Below are 16854 nucleotides of genomic sequence, written 5' to 3' on the forward strand. Positions count from 1 at the left end.
CGTTCCATCGCGACAGCGACGGAGATCTTTTCTGATCATTGGCGCACGTGCCCGTCGCCGAATACCACGTACTTCTCGCTGGTCAGCCCTTCCAGGCCCACCGGTCCGCGGGCGTGAATCTTGTCGGTGGAGATGCCGATCTCGGCACCGAGACCGTACTCGAATCCGTCGGCGAAACGCGTCGAGGCGTTGATCATCACCGAACTGGAATCCACTTCAGCCAGGAAGCGCCGAGCCCGGGTGTAATCCTCCGAGACCATCGCGTCGGTGTGCTGAGAGCTGTAGGTATTGATGTGCTCGATGGCCGCGTCCATATCCTCGACCACCCGGATCGACAGGATGGGCGCAAGATATTCGGTGTGCCAGTCCTCTTCGCTGGCAGGCGCTGCGCCGGCAACAATCCCACAGGTGGCGGGACATCCACGCAGCTCGACATTCTTCTCGGCATAGCGCTGGGCGATTCGGGGCAGAAATGCCTCAGCAACAGCCTTGTGCACCAGCAAGGTTTCCATCGCATTGCACACACCATAACGGTGAGTCTTGGCATTCAGGGCGATCGCCTCTGCCTTGTCCAGATCCGCCCTGTCATCCACATACACGTGGCAGATGCCGTCGAGATGCTTGATCACCGGTACGCGCGCATCGCGGCTGATCCGCTCGATGAGACCTTTACCGCCACGGGGAACAATAACGTCCACGAATTCCGGCATGGTGATCAACGCGCCCACGGCGGCGCGGTCAGTGGTTTCCACTACCTGAACGACTTCCTGCGGCAGGCCGGCATTGTCCAGGCCTCGACGCAGGCAGCGCGCGATGGCCTGGTTGGAGTGGATCGACTCGGAGCCACCACGCAGAATGCACGCGTTGCCGGATTTCAGACACAGGCTGGCCGCTTCGACCGTCACATTGGGACGCGACTCATAGATGATGCCAACCACACCCAGCGGCACACGCATACGCCCGACCTGAATGCCCGAGGGCAGAAACTTCATGTCACGAATTGAACCAATCAGATCGGGCAATCCGGCCACCTGGCGCAGGCCTTCGACCATCGATTCAAGCCGCTCCGGCGTCAACGCCAGTCGGTCAAGCATCGCCTCGTCCAGGCCGTTCTCACGCCCGGCCTGCAGATCGAGCGCGTTGGCCTCGATCAGCTCGGCGCTGGCCTCGATGAGCGCATCGGCCGTTGCCAGCAACGCCTGGTTCTTGACAGCCGTGCTGGCGCGGGCGATAACACGCGAAGCCTGGCGGGCCTGACGACCCAGCCCTGCCATGTATTCGGTTACCTGCTCTGTATTCATGCCCATCCTGAAATGCCTGCCGGAACAAAAGCCGCATTATAGCGGTCCGCCAGGGTGCTGGACAGGGCGAACCTGCTATGATCTCGGATATGTCAGTTACTCATCTTCCCTGGCCCTCTGCGCGCCCTCTCGCGAACAGTTTTTTCCATCGCGAATCGCGACAGGTCGCTGTCGAGCTATTGGGCAAAGTCATCCGCCACCAGGTCGACGGGCTGTGGCTTTCGGCGCGCATCATCGAGACCGAAGCCTACAAACTCGAAGACAAGGGCAGCCATGCTTCACTCGGCTACACCCACACCCGTCGCGCATTGTTCATGGATGGCGGCACCATTTACATGTACTACGCACGGGGTGGCGACTCGCTGAACATCAGCGCCGCCGGGCCCGGCAATGCCGTCCTGATCAAATCCGCCTACCCGGTTACCGATGATGTCAGCGGCCCGGATAGCCTGGCATTGATGCACCAACTCAACCCTGCACAAAACGGCGACCAACGCCCGCTGGAAAAGCTCTGCGCCGGCCAGACGTTGCTATGCAAGGCGCTGGGGCTGAAGGTGCCGGAGTGGACCGCACAGCAGTTCGACACGTCACGGTTCTTCTTTGACGATGACGGCTATCGTCCCGGCGAAATAATTCAGACCACGCGCCTGGGCATTCCCGCCGGGCGTGACGAGCACCTGCTGTACCGTTTTGTCGACGCCGACTACGCCCGCGTGTGCACCCGTAATCCGCTGGGCCGCACCCGCCGGGAGGGCGAACACTACCACTACATCGGAAGCGCCGGAGCCTGCAAACTTGATTGAGGCGTTGATGGCCTGGCTCAGCACGCATTCGCAATGGCTGGGTTTCGCCATCTTCCTGATTGCGCTGGTTGAATCACTCGCAATCGCGGGCCTGCTGGTACCCGGCGTGGTGTTGATGTTTGCCGCGACTGCAATGGCTGGAGGTGGCGACCTGCGGGTCTGGGCCACCCTTGCCTGGGCATTCAGTGGCGCAGTGGTTGGCGATCTTCTGAGCTTTGCCCTCGGCCGGGTCTTTCATCAGGACATTCGTCGACTGTCGCTGTTTCGCCGCCATCCACAGTGGATTGACCGCGGCGAGCGTTTTTTTCGCCACTACGGTGTCCTCAGCATTCTGATCGGTCGTTTTGTCGGGCCGATACGTCCGGTGATTCCGATGGTGGCTGGCATGTTCGATATGCCAGTCTGGCGGTTCGTGCTGGTCAACATCGTCTCCGCCCTGGCCTGGGCGCCAGCCTACGTATTGCCTGGCTTCTACGCCGGACGTGCGCTGCGTTGGCCGGTCCCTGAATATTTCTGGGCCCAGGCACTGGGCTTGCTCGCCGCCCTTGCGGCACTGGGTCTTGTGCTGCTCACCCTATTGCGCATACAGGAGCGCTGGTCGCCCTTCGCTGCCGGCGCGCTAACGCTCTTCAGCGTACCGCTGCTGTACTTCACACGCCCCTGGTTTGGCATCGCCGAAGTCACGGCCAGCACCTGGCTTGAGGGCTACGCTGCCAGTGCCGAACCGCTGGCATTCTTTATCGGGACACTGATCTCACCGGTGTATGCGGCCCTGCTGGCCGTCCTGATAGTGTTATCAATGCTCCTGTTACGCCAGTGGCGGCAACTCGCTTACTCTTCGTTAAGTATTGTCATCTGCATCACTTTCGCGTGGCTGCCCGGGCTGACGTATGAGGGGATGATCCTGTCGAATGCGCTGGCGTTGAGCATGGTAATAACCGTGATCTGCAACCGCGAGCAGAGTTTCTGGCATCGGACCGCCTGGATGATATATCTGATACCACTCTGCCTGCTGCTGATCGGGTCTGCCTTGATCAGTCTGGCAACCCCGCCGCTGGTGGCGCTGAGTGCACTGCTACTGGCGGTCGCCGCAACGCTTTTCAGTCTGTGGCTGGTCGACCGGGGCGCGACGATGGGCGCTCCGCGGCTGCCGCTGAAATACCTGCTACCCCTCGTTCCCCTGGCCGCTGTCGTGCTGATGACGGCGACCCCGCTCTAGCGTCCCGGCCTCACTGACGGTCGGCGGCCTTCTCGGCCGCCAGGTTGATCGCAGCCAACACCTGCTGCGGCTCAACGTGATGCGGCATATGCCCTACCCCCGGAAATACCCAGTAGTCCGAGCCCCGTATCTGGGCATGCAGCCGTGCAGAATGGTCCTGCGGACTCAGCACGCGATCGCCATCGCCTGAGATGATCACGCAGGGCGGCTCGAGCCCGGAATAGCGACCATGCAGACTGTCGCTGGCCGGATTGAGCAGCGCAAACTCCTCCGCCGCGGTACGCAACGGCAGCGGCCGCAGACTCAACCATACCGGGAACCGTTTGAAGTGTTCAGGCACAGCCCCCGGCGCAAAGATGTTCTTCAGGCCCAGCCCCCAGACCGAGCGTACCAGCCACGGCGACAGCGTATAGCGGAGCAGATCGCCCAGCAGCGGCACGCCGGTGATTTTGGTCAGGGCGACTTCCGGCCTGGGTGTCGGATAAAAATAGCCGCTCATCAACACCAGCCCCTTGAGTGACCGGGGGAAGTCCAGGCCCAGGGCAAGCGCAACCATCGCACCCCAGGAATGCCCCAGTACGATCGGCTGGTCGATATCCAGTTTCCGGAACGCCTCTTCAAACAGGGCAGCCTGAGTGACGGGACCCCATACAGTGGAGCGTGGCCGCTCGCTGTATCCGTAACCGGGGCGATCAAAAACGATCACGCGGTACCGCTCGGCGGCCATCTTCACCAACGGACTGAGCAGAAAATCGGCCGTCATGCTGGCGGCGCCATGCAGCAATACCAAGGGCTCACCCGAGCCGCGTTCGACATAATGCAACCGCACGCCATCGACTTCGACAAACTGCCCGGCTGGCGGATTTTCCTTCTCAGCGCGTGATGTGCGATACCGCGCAGCCGCGGCCGATGCACCCAGCGCAGCAGCAATCAGCGCAACGGACGACGCACCCGACTTGCCTTCGTGTTCGGGGGCGCGATCGGTAACAGGCTTTGGGGTTTTCATATCAGGCCTCGCTCAGGGACAAAGTGCTTTAGACAGCCTCTGCGCTGGCGGTTCGTGACGGGTAGCGGATATCGACAGCTGGCCACTGATCAGGATTGCAAAGCCTGCAGCCAATCGATTATCTGCTCCAGGCGCGCAGCAGGCGAGTCGATCGCCAACAGCGCTGCCTTCTGGTCAATACTGAACGGTAAGAGATAGGCCAGCTGATAGGCCAGGGCCTGCTGGCTGTGCGCCACCGGAGAAAGCCCCAGGCCCGCAGCCATCGGGTGCTGCAGAAGGCTGTCGCGCAGGGCAAGCATGTCGGCATGCTCGTTCGTCGGCGGCATGTCCAGTGACTCCTCCAGCCAATCGACACCGCCCACAACCAGACCGTCGCTGGCGACCTCAACGTCCAGAATCCGCGCGCGTCGATGCCCTTGCACTCTGATCCCCAACAGGCCGTTATCCTGTTGTTGCCAGTCGATTATGCGCGCCTCGCAGCCCAGTGAATTGAATTTGAGATTGCCCGACCCGGTCTCCGGTCCAGACTCCAGGCCGACCACGACGAAGCCCTGATCCTGCTTGAAGCAGCGGCTGACCATGTCCAGATAGCGTGCTTCGAAAATTTGCAGATCCATCACACAGGATGGCAACAACACCGTCTTCAAGGGAAACAGGGCGAATTGATCTGACATTCCAGCCTCTCGGTTGAGCGTGAGCATTACTGATGGTCAGAATAGCGAAGCACGGCGGTCAGGTCATTCAGCAAACCTATATACCGGATAGCTCGATTGACCGGGCAACAGACTGTTGCAACCATGCAGAACGACTCCGCAGGGAGACCACAACAATCGCCGCCATGGAGAACGCTATGACCGCCGTACCCGTATCCGAGTTGACATCCTACATTGGTAAAGATCTGGGCCACTCAGAGTGGTTGCAGATCGATCAGGACCGCGTGAACCAGTTTGCCGAGTGTACCGGCGATCATCAGTTCATCCACATCGACGAGGAAAAAGCCAAACAGACCCCCTTCGGCGGGACCATTGCGCACGGTTTCCTGTCGCTTTCATTGCTGCCCGTTCTCTCAGCCGAGATCGCTCTGCGGCCTGAAGGGTTGAAGATGGCGGTCAACTATGGACTCGACAGCCTGCGATTCATTCAGCCAGTCCGTGTCGGCTCGCGGGTACGGCTGCACAGCGAAGTACTGGACGTAACCGAGAAGAAGCCCGGTCAGTGGCTGGTAAAAGCCCGCTCGACACTGGAAATCGAAGGCGTCGACAAGCCAGCTTTCATTGCCGAGGGCCTGAGCCTGTATTTCGTCTAAGTAGCGCGCCGGGTCGCCTCAGGCCCGGCGACCCTTTCGATGCCCACCTCATTCGCCCCAGGCGGGCAGCAAATTTTGATCAATACCCAACTGGTTGAGAATCCGCGCCACGACAAAATCCACCATGTCGCTGACCGACTGCGGCTTGTGATAGAAGCCAGGGCTGGCCGGTAAAATCACGGCGCCCATCTGGCTCAGCTTGAGCATGTTCTCCAGATGCACCGTCGAATAAGGCGACTCACGAGGCACCAGAATCAACTTACGACGCTCCTTGAGCGCCACATCCGCAGCGCGTTCTATCAGGTTATTGCTGGCTCCCGTGGCAATCGCCGAGAGCGTGCCGGTGGAACATGGGCACACCACCATCGAGGCCGGCGCCCCAGAGCCTGAGGCAACCGGAGCCATCCAGTCCTGCTTGCCGTAGACGCGGACCTGCCCCGCCCGCACAGCATACCGCTCGGTCAGAAAGGCCTCGAGCGCCTGCGGTTTGGGTGGCAATTGCAGCTCAGTTTCGGTGGCGACCACCAACTGCGCAGCCTGGGAGATCAAAAAAGATACGTCCACGTCTGCCCGAACCAGACACTCCAGCAACCGCAGCGCGTATTGCGAACCAGAGGCGCCGGTCACTGCCAGCGTAACGCGCAAATTAGCCATGCCGTGCCACCAGGGCTGCTGCCAGTTTCTGATGGATACCAGCAAAGCCGCCATTGCTCATGACCACCACCCGCGCACCCGGTCTGGCGCCAGTAACGACCTTGTCGATGATGCGCTCGATACTGGTTTCGACCTGCGCCGGCACCGGGCTTTGCTGAACCACCGAATCGAGGGACCAGTCGAGCCCTTCAGGTTGGTACCAGATAACCTCACTGGCCTGCGACACGCTGGCGGGCAGCGACGCCATATGACTGCCGAGCCGCATGGTGTTGGAGCGCGGCTCAATAACGGCGATCAGTTGAGCATCGCCGATCTGTGCGCGCAGGCCGGCAATGGTCGTAGCGATGGCGGTTGGATGATGGGCGAAATCGTCGTACAGAACGATGTCATTCACTTCTATCAGTTTTTCCATGCGCCGTTTGGCACTGCGAAATCCTGCAAGGGATGCGATGGCTTGCTGGGGCGTGACCCCGACGTGTCGCGCTGCGGCCATCGCCGTCAAGGCATTGGCGACGCTGTGATCGCCGGTCTGTGACCAGTTGGCGACGCCTTGCAACTGGCCATCCAGCCGCACCTCGAACTGCGACCCGTCGGCGGCCAGCAGCCTGGCTTGCCAGTTACCGCCCTCCCCTGTGGTTTGCGTTGGCGTCCAGCAGCCCATCTGAATAACGCGTTGCAGGGCCTGCTCGCCGTGCGGATAAATAATCTGTCCGCTGGCCGGGACCGTCCGCACCAGATGATGAAACTGCCTCTCGATCGCTGCCAGGTCCGGAAAAATATCAGCATGATCGAATTCCAGATTATTCAGGATTGCCGTGCGGGGCCGGTAGTGCACGAACTTGGAACGCTTGTCGAAGAAGGCGCTGTCGTACTCATCTGCCTCAACGACGAAGAAGGGTGTGTCACCCAGGCGAGCCGACAAGCCAAAATTCTGTGGCACGCCCCCGATAAGAAAGCCCGGCGCCATGCCGGCATCTTCCAATAACCAGGCCAGCAGGCTGGAGGTCGTAGTCTTGCCATGCGTACCGGCGACGGCCAGTACCCAACGGTCCTGCAACACATGCCGCGCAAGCCATTCCGGGCCGGAAACATAGGGTAGGCCCTTATCCAGCACATGCTCGACGGCCGGATTACCCCGGGACAAGGCGTTGCCGATGATCACCAGATCAGGCGCAGGCTCCAGGTGCTCAGGCAGATAACCTTCCATGAGCTGGATGCCCTGCGCCTCCAGCTGGGTGCTCATCGGCGGATAGACATTGGCATCGCTGCCGCTCACCTGATGTCCGAGTTCCCGCGCAAGCAGGGCCAGCGACCCCATGAAAGTGCCGCAAATACCAAGAATATGCAGGTGCATCGTCTATCCAGGATCAGGTTGCTTTGAGTTTGAATCGCGTCACTGCGAATACTATCACGCACGCCCATGCAACCTTACAGCCCGCCGGAGGTCCATGCAAAGCGTGCGGCTTTGCGCTATTATCGCCGCCATTTTGCCGTAGGCCGTACCTCCGCTGAACGCGGCGCCCTTCGGGCGTTGCAGGGAGAGCCTATCAGCACCAGGCCATCAGCTTTCAAAACATGGAGTCAGCATGACAGTCAAGAATGCCTTTTATGCCCAATCTGGCGGCGTTACCGCCGTCATCAACGCGTCGGCAGCGGGGGTAATCGAAACAGCTCGCCAACATCCGGACAAGATTGGCAAGGTGTACGCCGGCCGCAACGGCATCATTGGCGCCCTGACCGAAGACCTGATCGATACCAGTCAGGAATCGGCAGAAAACATCGCAGCGCTGCGCCACACCCCTTCCGGTGCTTTCGGCTCGTGCCGTTACAAGCTCAAGAGCGTGGAAGCCAACCGCGCTGAATATGAGCGACTGATCGAAGTATTCAAGGCGCACGACATCGGTTACTTCTTTTATAACGGTGGCGGGGATTCTGCCGACACGTGCCTCAAGATTTCCCAACTGGCTGAGACCATGGGTTATCCGATTCAGGCTATTCATGTCCCAAAGACCGTGGATAACGATCTGCCGATCACCGACTGCTGCCCGGGCTTCGGCTCGGTTGCCAAGTACGTTGCAACGTCTATCCGGGAAGCCGGTTTCGATGTCGACTCAATGTCCGCCACGTCGACCAAGGTCTTCATTCTTGAAGTGATGGGCCGTCACGCCGGCTGGATTACCGCTGCTTGCGGCCTGGCCAGCGAAGGCCAGGGTGAAGCGCCACATATTCTGTTGTTCCCGGAAATCGAATTCGACCAGGCAGCGTTCCTGGCGCGCGTTGACGAATGTGTCAAAACACATGGTTACTGCGTTATTGGCGTCTCCGAAGGCATCAAGAACAGTGACGGCAAGTTTCTCTCCGAGTCCGGTCTGACCGACGCCTTCGGCCATGCTCAGCTGGGCGGCGTGGCACCTACTATCGCCAAACTGGTACAGCAGGAGCTGGGCTACAAATACCATTGGGCTGTTGCTGACTATCTACAGCGCGCGGCTCGACACATTGCCTCCAAGGTCGACGTGGAACAGGCCTATGCACTGGGTGAGGCGGCAGTACGCATTGCCCTGGAAGGCAAGAACGCCATCATGCCGGCGATTCGACGTCTGCAGGACACCCCTTACCAGTGGGATATCATCGAGGCGCCGTTGAAGGATGTGGCGAACGTCGAGAAATTCATGCCCCGCGATTTCATCACCGAGGATGGCTTCCACATCACCGACGCCTGCCGCGAATATCTGTCGCCGCTGATCCAGGGTGAGGACTTCCCGCCCTTCGTCAATGGCATGCCCAGCTACGTGCGACTGAATAACGCACCGGTTGAGCGCAAGCTGGAAACCTTCTCGATCTGATCGAGATGGCAGTAACGGTAGAGCCCGTCACCATCGTGCACAACGGTCTCTACCGCTACCAAAGAATAGTTAGACCATGGTTTTATAGCCTGGCGCTTGGTCTGCGGACCTAATGCCTCTATAATCCCGGCCAACATTTTGCAGGTGCTACTGAACAACGCCTGGCCAGACGTCCAGTCAGGGCTGTTCAGCACCCCCTCCCCCATGCCCGAATCAGGTAAAACATGAGCTACGACCAGATCCCCGCAGGCAAAGACATACCTAACGACATCTACGTTGCCATCGAAATTCCGGCCAACCATGCGCCGATCAAATACGAGATCGACAAGGACAGCAGCGTGCTGTTCGTTGACCGCTTCATGGCGACTCCGATGTTTTATCCAGCCAACTATGGTTACATCCCCAACACCCTGGCCGATGACGGCGACCCGCTGGACGTACTGGTCGTTACCCCGCATCCCGTCGCGCCGGGCTCGGTGATTCGCAGCCGTCCGGTTGGCATCCTGCACATGACCGACGACGGCGGCGGCGACGCCAAGGTGGTTGCCGTGCCGCACGACAAGCTCAGCGTGCTGTACCATGACATCCAGGAATACACCGATCTACCTGACTTGCTGATCCAGCAGATCCAGCATTTCTTCGAGAACTACAAGGATCTCGAGAAAGGCAAATGGGTCAAGATCGATCGCTGGGGCGGCGCTGAAGAAGCCCGCGCAGAAATTGTTAAGGCAGTAGACGCTTACCAAAAATAAGCGTTTCGCCAAGTTGAAAAGCCGGCCACAAGCTGGCTTTTTTTATGCCTGAAGAAATCCATGATGGCAGGCCGGCACGAGGCGGTTCAAAGCGACGACATCACTCGGTTGCGGCCCGCTTCTTTGGCAGCGTACAGCGCCGCATCCGCGCGCTGCACGATCTTTTTCGGAGTATCTCCCGACGCAAACGACGCGACACCAATGCTTACCGTGACCTGTTGGGGTATGGGGAACTGGTGCGCCTCGACGTTACTGCGCAGTCGCTCGGCCAACTGCAAAGCGCTGTCAAGCGTCGTCTCTGGCAGGACCATCAGAAATTCCTCTCCGCCCCACCGGCCGGCAATTTCAGTTTCCCTGACGTTGGCCTCCACGATGCGAGCAATGGAAGACAGAACGGCGTCGCCTCCGTTATGGCCGAAACGATCATTGACGGATTTGAAATGGTCCAGATCGAAAATGATCACAGAGAAAACGCTGCTGTAGCGCAGGCAACGCGCCACTTCCTGGGACAGGATTTCTTCGAGTTTATGCCGGTTGTAAAGGCCGGTAAGCTGGTCACGGACTGCCTGGAACGTCAGGCTGTTGACTAGATCCTTGCGCGTAATCGCACTGGACAGCAGGCTGGCCATTAGCTCGACGGTCTGGATTCGCCGGGATGTCCACGCCGTGGTTGTCGAGCTTCTCACGACGCCGAGGAACCCGGCAATGCGGCCCTGCCGGCTCACGGCCGCGAGCAGCAGGGACTGGTTTCCATCGAGGGGAAGCAGCTCGGAGACGCCATCTGAAGATGAAGGGCGTTCACCTTTCCCGCTAACGACAAGCTTGCTTTGATCTCCGAACAGCGCCTGCAACGCAGTTTCGCTCAGCGGAAAATGCTCGACAGCCTGTTGCGCAAGCAGTTGCTCGGTACTGTCAGCCCATTCATGAGTAAGGTGCAGATTTTCACCTGCAGTATCAAGCTGACATAGCACAACGCGTTGTGCCTGGAAATGTTCTCCAAGTTCAGAACAGGTCCTGCTGATCGCCTGATCGGTTTCGTGAGGATCGACTGTGAGCAGGTCCGTACTGATGCGCCGGACCATCTGCTCGGACATCACCATATTGTCCAAGGCTATCTTACCCCGATGCCGCTCGATGGTGAGGCCGGCAAGATGGAGAGGGCCGGTCAGTCTGTCAATATCCTCGTTGCCTGGCGTCCAGGGTGCCGTGTGATATACGTCGAACGTGCCCAGCAAAACGTTGCCACTGCCGAACATGGGCTCAGACCAGCAGGCGCGGAACCCGGCAAGCTCGGCACAACGGCGAAAACGCTCCCAACGCTGGTCAGCACGGATATCGTGGCTGACCACGCTCCCCTGGATATACGCCGCGGTGCCGCAGCCAGCCGCCCCAAATTCGACCGGGACTAAGCCGAGGCCCTCGCGGAACTCGGGAGGCACCGATTTGCCTCCGCCCAATCGGAGCATATCCGTTTCGTCATCATGCACCATGATGGCGCAATGCGCCCCGGGGATGGCGATTTCGACAATCGCCGCGAGCTGGTCAAGCGTGACACTAAGGACGCTGTCACGGGCCATAGAGGCCATCGCCTTTTGCCGGAGACGGTCCGCTCGTTCAGCATTTTTCAGGGGCGTAATATTCAGGCCAGTAAACATCAGGGCTGCCTTACCGCCGTACTGCACCAGCGACAGCGAAACCTCCAGCCAGGTGGGAATGCCCCCGGCGGGTAATGCCAACCACTCGAATGGCTGGTTCCCAGAAGCCCGGACCTGGTCGAGACGCCGTTCGAAATCAGACAGACTAAAGGGCTCATCCGGCCAGGCATCAGCACAACCCATTATCCGCCCGGCAAGCTGTTCGGGGCTATGCGCACCAAATGCGGCAAGCGCCGTCTGGTTGGCGTATATCGGAGCGCGAGAAGCGCGATCGAGCAGCATCACGGCAGCGCAGGACTGGTCGAACATAGCCCGCAGATCCTGTTCCTTATCGACAAGCGGGCGTTCGGGCGAATCGCTCTCAGATCGAGTGGTGCTTGCCCTGCTACGAAGCAGCCCATGCCTGACCATTGAAACCAGCAGGAGCAGCATCAGCAACGCAGCCGTTGCCTGTACCCAGGCGGCGGACATTAACCCGCTGGTCATGGCCCATCCGTCGCTGACGGCTGAAAGCATTGTCACATCTCCTTATGGTCACTGAGCACTACTGTACACAGCCACGTTTTCGATGAGCTGGCTGCTGTCCTGTTTGGCGGCCTCGATACTCACCTGCATGCCGCCAACACCAACCCCCAGGGCTTTGGCCAGTGGACTGACCAAGGCCTCGAGCAGGCTCGAAATCGCGTCATTGAGCAGATTAAGGACCAGCGAGAGCAGCGCGTCCAACAAGCCTGCAATGGTGATTTCGCCAAGCAGGACGAGCTGGGCGTCGTAGACGTTCAAGTCCAACCCACCGATCCCTCCGGCGTGACCCAGACGAAGCCTGGTGCAGCCTGAAGACTCGCAGAACAAGGAATAAGGGTCAGAGTTGATAGTTGTTTCAACGCCGTTCAATCGGCCATCAATAGTGAGACTCAACCCTACCGCCGGGTCAATTGTCAGCAGGCTTCCGAAGAGCCCGCCCAGCAGGGTCAACCGGCCGATGTCGGCCTGAATAGGGCTGGCCAACAACTCTCCGGTGGCAGGTTCAATCGAGCCACTGCCCAGCGAAACGCCCTTGGTAACCACCCGCACCCCCAGGGTGGTTTCGTTCTGCGTTCCCCTGGCGCACTTCGCGGAGACCAGCTCCCCAGACCCTCCGCCCAGCTCGATGGCAAGCGGAATGTTCAAGTCGGCCAGGCTGAACTTCACCACACCCAGAAGATCTACGGAAGACAGCAAACCGAGGCTGGCCTCCACTTCAAGGCTGATGCCCGGCGCATCGAAGCGTGTCAGCCACATGCCATCCGTTCCCCTGCGGGCTGGCCCAACGGCGATGGAAGGGGCACGGTTGACGAACAACCGAAGCACCAGGCTGTCCTGAGCAATGGCTGGAAGCAGCGGCAAGCCAAGCGTCTCCAGACCGCGTATCTCCAGCGGAGAGCCGCTTGATAATTGCTGTTGCCGCGCGATGTTTAGAGCCAGGTTTACCAGAAGATCATACGAGCGGATCGTTGCATCATCTGGCGCCTCAGCTCCCTCGACGGTGCGAATCAAGTCGCCGACCAGCACGGAATCTATGCCCGCAACTCCAAGAAGATCATCGGCAAGCTCCCCTGCCGGTGATGCTGCGCCAGCGATACTCCGCAGCGCTGTCGCCAATTGGTCCGCTCCCAGAGGTAGCGCCGCCTCCAGGGAGTCGACCCCAAGTTCGCCCAGGATGTCGCCGACACGAAACAAGGTGTTACCGAGGCTGTCGATGTCGAGCGGATCGAGACGGTATGCCGGCTCGTTCAGCAACGCTCCGAGAACGCTTCCCAGCAGTCCCTCGCCCACCCCGGCTGCGGACCCGCTTGCGCTTAGGGTCGCGATCATTTCTTTTCGCACAGCAGCATTGGTCTGCAGCATCACGTTGCCCAGCAATTTAGGAAACAACTGGGATAGTGGCTCATCCCGGCGGTACGAGACGAGCGTCGCGTTACTCTGGTCGAAGCTGGACGCGCGCTGGAATACTAGCTGGTCAGGCTCGTCCGGCGATGCGTCCAGCAGCCCGGCCTGCACGTTCAGATCAGCCTGGTCGCCATCGAATCCCTGCGCCCTGGCGGCGGAAAGGGCTCGCTGGGACATGTCTTGCATCGTTACCCCCGGGCCTCCGCACGCCTGGGATGCATCGGACGCAGCAGTAGCTGCTGCGTTGACCTGGCTTTGCATTTCCGCCTTCAGGGCATACAGCCGGGCTGCGTCAATGATCAACGCGGACATCAGCGCTATTGCAGTCAGTAATAGCGGCGTGATGAATATCAGCGCACCCCGCTGGCGATGGCCAGACCTGGCCCTAGTCCTCACCATGCGTTCGCTCGGTCAGATCATCTGGCACGGGTCTGCGAAAGGTTTCTGCGATACGTTGCTGGGTGTCTATGTAGAGCTGAACCGACAACTCGCTCTGCCCTGCCCCGCCAGAACGGCCCTGCTCCTCAAGCATGCGCCGCGCCTCCGGTAACGACCCTGTCTGCACAGACGATCCCGAGAGGCCGAATGCTGGGCGCTCCTGCGCCAGCGCCGCTACGGGTAACAGGGCGCACAGAAAGATGGCGGCGTGCTTCATGGCTGCCCCCCGATTCCTTTGGCGTGTTGTTCGGCGTAGGCATACTCTTCCAGGCCAAAGTCGTAGTTTTCTTTGAGCCATGAAAGCCCCGCCTTGTTGCCAGTCAACAGATAAGCAGCCGCCAGGTTCTGGCGAACGGCCCCTTCGCCATTGACCAACTCGAAGGCGGTGCGCAACTCGAACACGGCGTCCTCACCACGGCCAGCGAGTAACAATGCATAGCCGAAATCATTGCGGATATTGCCGGATGAAGGTTCCCGCCTTCGCGCTTCGGCCAGCTGTTCCAGGCCCTGTTCGAGCCAGCTCCGCTGGATATATACGCGTCCCAGACCGTGATATGCATCGGCCGAAGCACAGGCGACCACAAGCGAGCGGAACACCTCTTCGGCACGAACCAGCTGATCTGTCGCCGCAAGCAGTCGAGCGTACCGCAGCCAGTGCTGCTCGGTATGCAGACCCTCGCTCTCAAGCCGTGCCATTGCCGCATACGGTTGGGATCGGCCCGTCAGCGAGTCCACCAGATCCAGTTGCATCTGATGCTCCGGCTGAACCTCTTGCGAACAGCTAACGGTTTCCATCGGGTTCCTGGCGACCGTTGCCGTCGTCGCGCAGCCAGTGGTAACCGCTGCCAGCGCCAAAACCCAAACGGCAGGCTGGCCCTTGGGAAATTGCTTTCTGATCATGGCCTCTCTCGTTGCTTCAACGGCCGAGGCTGGCTGCGACGGATATCACAGCGGGCCCACCGATTAAAATGAACAACGCCGGCAACATGAACGCCATCATGATTACCGTCATTTTGGCGCCGGTCCGGCCTGTGGCTTCCTTCAGCCGGCTGCGTTCAGCATGCAGGGCTTCGTTAATGATCTGATCGAGGCTAAGCGAAACACCAGCGCCGAGGGTTCCGCTTTGTTTCATCAGGCTCGCGTACTGACGCAACACCGGAATGCGCCGGTTGCGCCCGAGTTCATCCAGGGCTGCCGTTCGATCGGCGCCACTCGCTATCACGCGGTTGAAGCGGTCAAGCCTGGTCGCCAGATGGGGCATAACCTGACGACCCTGTAGGGCCGCCAGGCGCACGGCGCGCTCGATGGATAGCCCGGCTTCCATCAACATTCGTGTCATGTGACATAACTCGATGGATTCCAGGTTTTGCTGCATTTCGGCGCGGCCCCCCATGGCCCGGACAACCCGCCGGGGCAGTAAAAAACCGGCCATGGCCAGAACGGCACCGCCTGTCACTCCCCAGAACACGAACCCAAGCACAAAAGCCAACGCTGGCATCAGCCAACACAGGGTCAGGTAGAGCGTATGGATCTGCTGTTCGTTGCGTCCGGTAATATCCAAAGCTGATTCCAGCTCGCGAAAATCGCTCCGGATGGCAGCGCGAGTGGTAAACCATTGAGCGAAGCGCCCCAGCCAGGACGCGGCAGGCTTTCCATTTTTCGCCGAACGATTACGCAGGCGTGCGTCGATATCCGCCCTGAGCGACCATTTCGGCGCGAGCGCTATGGCAATCCAGAGAGCAGCCAGAGAGGCCGCCACGGCAGCGCAGAGATACACGTCAGCCATGGCCCACCCCCTGAATCATCCTCCACATCATCAGCATACCGAGCGTCTGCAAAACCCCAGCGGTGATCAGCAGTTGGTGGCCGGTCTGGGTATGGAGCAACACATCCGCGTACTCGCTGTTCATCAGTACCATATAGCCGGCAAGTGCCGGCGGCAGCAGCGCAAAGATTACGGCAGTGAACCGTGTTTCGGAGGTAGTTGCCAGAAACTCCCGGCGCAACTCCTGCTGCGAGCGAAGGGAATTGGCCACCTGCTGCAGTACCGGCCGAATCGAGGAGCCGAATCGGCTTGAGGTACGCAGTGCAATGGCGACGAGTATCAGCGAGGGCACCTTGTACAGCGCTGCGAATTCCTCGAACAGGCCGGTGTATTCCCGGCCCGATTCCACGGTGCTGCGCAGGCGAAAGACCAGCGGACGGAAAACCGGCGACGCGTCTTCAAAGGCGATCACCAAAGCACGATCCAGCGACCTTCCCGCCTCGATATTGCGCTGTACTGTATCGATGATTCCAGGTAGCTCCGCCAGAATCAGCTGCCGCCGCTTCTGGAACCGTGTCCGCCACCACAAGGCGCCTGCCGTGATCAGAAGAAACGCCACCACCATCAGAACCGCCACGCCACGATAGGCGGTGACAACCGTCAGTGCCGCCAGCAAAGCAACCGTCAACATAACAAGTCTGCGCTTCGATAAGGAAATGTCGGCACGCTGCAGGAAGGTATTCAGCACGCCCAGGTCGAGGCCGGTCTCGCCAACAGTGCCCGACTCGCTTGGCTCGCTCAATCTTTCGGTCATGCGCCTGAACAGCCGGCGCTGGGTGCTACGATGGCTCCACCAGCTCTGGACGGCAATAAGCAAGCCGGCACCCAATGCACAGATAAAAGCGCCAGCAAATAGAATCTCTTGTTGCACGGACCGCTCCTTAGGGTGTGTTGCCGTTTCGCCGCGAGCCGCATTGTTGCGTCAAATGACGCCAGACCGCGCGGCAATCCGCAAGGCGCGCGGCGCAGCTAATGGTTATTCCCTTGCCAGGTCCCGCAACGCCGAACGTCGACATCTGAGGCACGACCCGAAGGGGCGGGGCCTGTTTGGCGCAGCACTGCGTTGCCCGTCGTTTATCTGGAATGACCAAACTGCTCTCCTCGCGCCTTGTTCTGCACC

At 59.9% G+C, this 16854-nt stretch carries 16 protein-coding genes; 5 read left to right on the forward strand and 11 right to left on the reverse strand.

Features of this window, described 5'->3' with window-relative positions:
• Positions 1-35: 35 nt before the first annotated feature.
• Positions 36-1301, reverse strand: coding sequence for a glutamate-5-semialdehyde dehydrogenase (locus G3M63_RS18750; RefSeq protein WP_223824963.1), 1266 nt, complete (start codon positions 1299-1301; stop codon positions 36-38).
• Between the two features lie 80 nt (positions 1302-1381).
• Between G3M63_RS18750 and G3M63_RS18755 the strand changes: the two genes are divergently transcribed.
• Positions 1382-2104 (forward strand): DNA-3-methyladenine glycosylase, encoded by a 723-nt coding sequence (locus G3M63_RS18755; protein WP_371923596.1) that lies wholly within the window; start codon positions 1382-1384, stop codon positions 2102-2104.
• Positions 2105-2111: 7 nt separating this feature from the next.
• On the forward strand, positions 2112-3323 hold the full coding sequence (locus G3M63_RS18760; protein WP_150299661.1) for a DedA family protein: 1212 nt from the start codon (positions 2112-2114) through the stop codon (positions 3321-3323).
• A gap of 10 nt (positions 3324-3333) precedes the next feature.
• On the opposite strand, the gene G3M63_RS18765 is transcribed toward G3M63_RS18760, so the two are convergent.
• A complete protein-coding gene (locus tag G3M63_RS18765) occupies positions 3334-4329 on the reverse strand; it encodes an alpha/beta fold hydrolase (RefSeq protein ID WP_150299660.1) in 996 nt (331 codons plus the stop codon).
• Positions 4330-4418: 89 nt separating this feature from the next.
• Positions 4419-5003 (reverse strand): LON peptidase substrate-binding domain-containing protein, encoded by a 585-nt coding sequence (locus G3M63_RS18770; protein WP_150299659.1) that lies wholly within the window; start codon positions 5001-5003, stop codon positions 4419-4421.
• 176 nt (positions 5004-5179) lie between these two features.
• On the opposite strand from G3M63_RS18770, the gene G3M63_RS18775 reads away from it, so the two are divergent.
• A complete protein-coding gene (locus G3M63_RS18775; RefSeq protein WP_150299658.1) occupies positions 5180-5635 on the forward strand; it encodes a MaoC family dehydratase in 456 nt (151 codons plus the stop codon).
• A 48-nt stretch (positions 5636-5683) separates the two neighbouring features.
• Here the strand turns inward: G3M63_RS18775 and G3M63_RS18780 are convergent, their stop codons facing one another.
• Positions 5684-6289 (reverse strand): flavin prenyltransferase UbiX, encoded by a 606-nt coding sequence (locus G3M63_RS18780; RefSeq protein ID WP_150299657.1) that lies wholly within the window; start codon positions 6287-6289, stop codon positions 5684-5686.
• Complete coding sequence (gene mpl / locus G3M63_RS18785; RefSeq protein WP_150299656.1) at positions 6282-7643, reverse strand: UDP-N-acetylmuramate:L-alanyl-gamma-D-glutamyl-meso-diaminopimelate ligase; 1362 nt, start codon at positions 7641-7643, stop codon at positions 6282-6284. The genes G3M63_RS18780 and mpl overlap by 8 nt, the downstream gene beginning before the upstream one ends.
• 232 nt (positions 7644-7875) lie before the next feature.
• On the opposite strand from mpl, the gene G3M63_RS18790 reads away from it, so the two are divergent.
• Together G3M63_RS18790 and ppa are read left to right on the forward strand one after the other, a co-directional pair.
• Complete coding sequence (locus G3M63_RS18790; protein ID WP_163984075.1) at positions 7876-9135, forward strand: 6-phosphofructokinase; 1260 nt, start codon at positions 7876-7878, stop codon at positions 9133-9135.
• Between the two features lie 224 nt (positions 9136-9359).
• Positions 9360-9887, forward strand: coding sequence for an inorganic diphosphatase (ppa, locus tag G3M63_RS18795; protein ID WP_150299654.1), 528 nt, complete (start codon positions 9360-9362; stop codon positions 9885-9887).
• A gap of 86 nt (positions 9888-9973) precedes the next feature.
• Here the strand turns inward: ppa and G3M63_RS18800 are convergent, their stop codons facing one another.
• The 6 genes from G3M63_RS18800 to G3M63_RS18825 are packed head-to-tail and all read right to left on the reverse strand — an operon-like array spanning position 9974 to position 16605.
• Positions 9974-12058 (reverse strand): diguanylate cyclase, encoded by a 2085-nt coding sequence (locus G3M63_RS18800; protein ID WP_150299653.1) that lies wholly within the window; start codon positions 12056-12058, stop codon positions 9974-9976.
• A gap of 18 nt (positions 12059-12076) precedes the next feature.
• On the reverse strand, positions 12077-13870 hold the full coding sequence (locus tag G3M63_RS18805; protein WP_150299652.1) for a hypothetical protein: 1794 nt from the start codon (positions 13868-13870) through the stop codon (positions 12077-12079).
• Positions 13857-14126: a hypothetical protein gene (locus G3M63_RS18810; RefSeq protein ID WP_150299651.1), complete on the reverse strand. Its 270-nt coding sequence runs from the start codon at positions 14124-14126 to the stop codon at positions 13857-13859. The genes G3M63_RS18805 and G3M63_RS18810 overlap by 14 nt, the downstream gene beginning before the upstream one ends.
• Positions 14123-14809 carry a M48 family metallopeptidase gene (locus G3M63_RS18815; protein ID WP_150299650.1) on the reverse strand — a complete coding sequence of 229 codons (687 nt, stop codon included), beginning with the start codon at positions 14807-14809 and terminating at the stop codon, positions 14123-14125. Before G3M63_RS18815 ends, G3M63_RS18810 begins: the two co-directional genes overlap by 4 nt.
• Positions 14810-14825: 16 nt before the next feature.
• Positions 14826-15695, reverse strand: coding sequence for a type II secretion system F family protein (locus G3M63_RS18820; RefSeq protein ID WP_150299649.1), 870 nt, complete (start codon positions 15693-15695; stop codon positions 14826-14828).
• Complete coding sequence (locus tag G3M63_RS18825) at positions 15688-16605, reverse strand: type II secretion system F family protein (RefSeq protein ID WP_150299648.1); 918 nt, start codon at positions 16603-16605, stop codon at positions 15688-15690. Before G3M63_RS18825 ends, G3M63_RS18820 begins: the two co-directional genes overlap by 8 nt.
• Positions 16606-16854: the final 249 nt, after the last annotated feature.

Origin of the sequence: Pseudomonas sp. OIL-1, from assembly GCF_010669185.1 — a bacterium.
Lineage (GTDB): Bacteria > Pseudomonadota > Gammaproteobacteria > Pseudomonadales > Pseudomonadaceae > Halopseudomonas > Halopseudomonas profundi.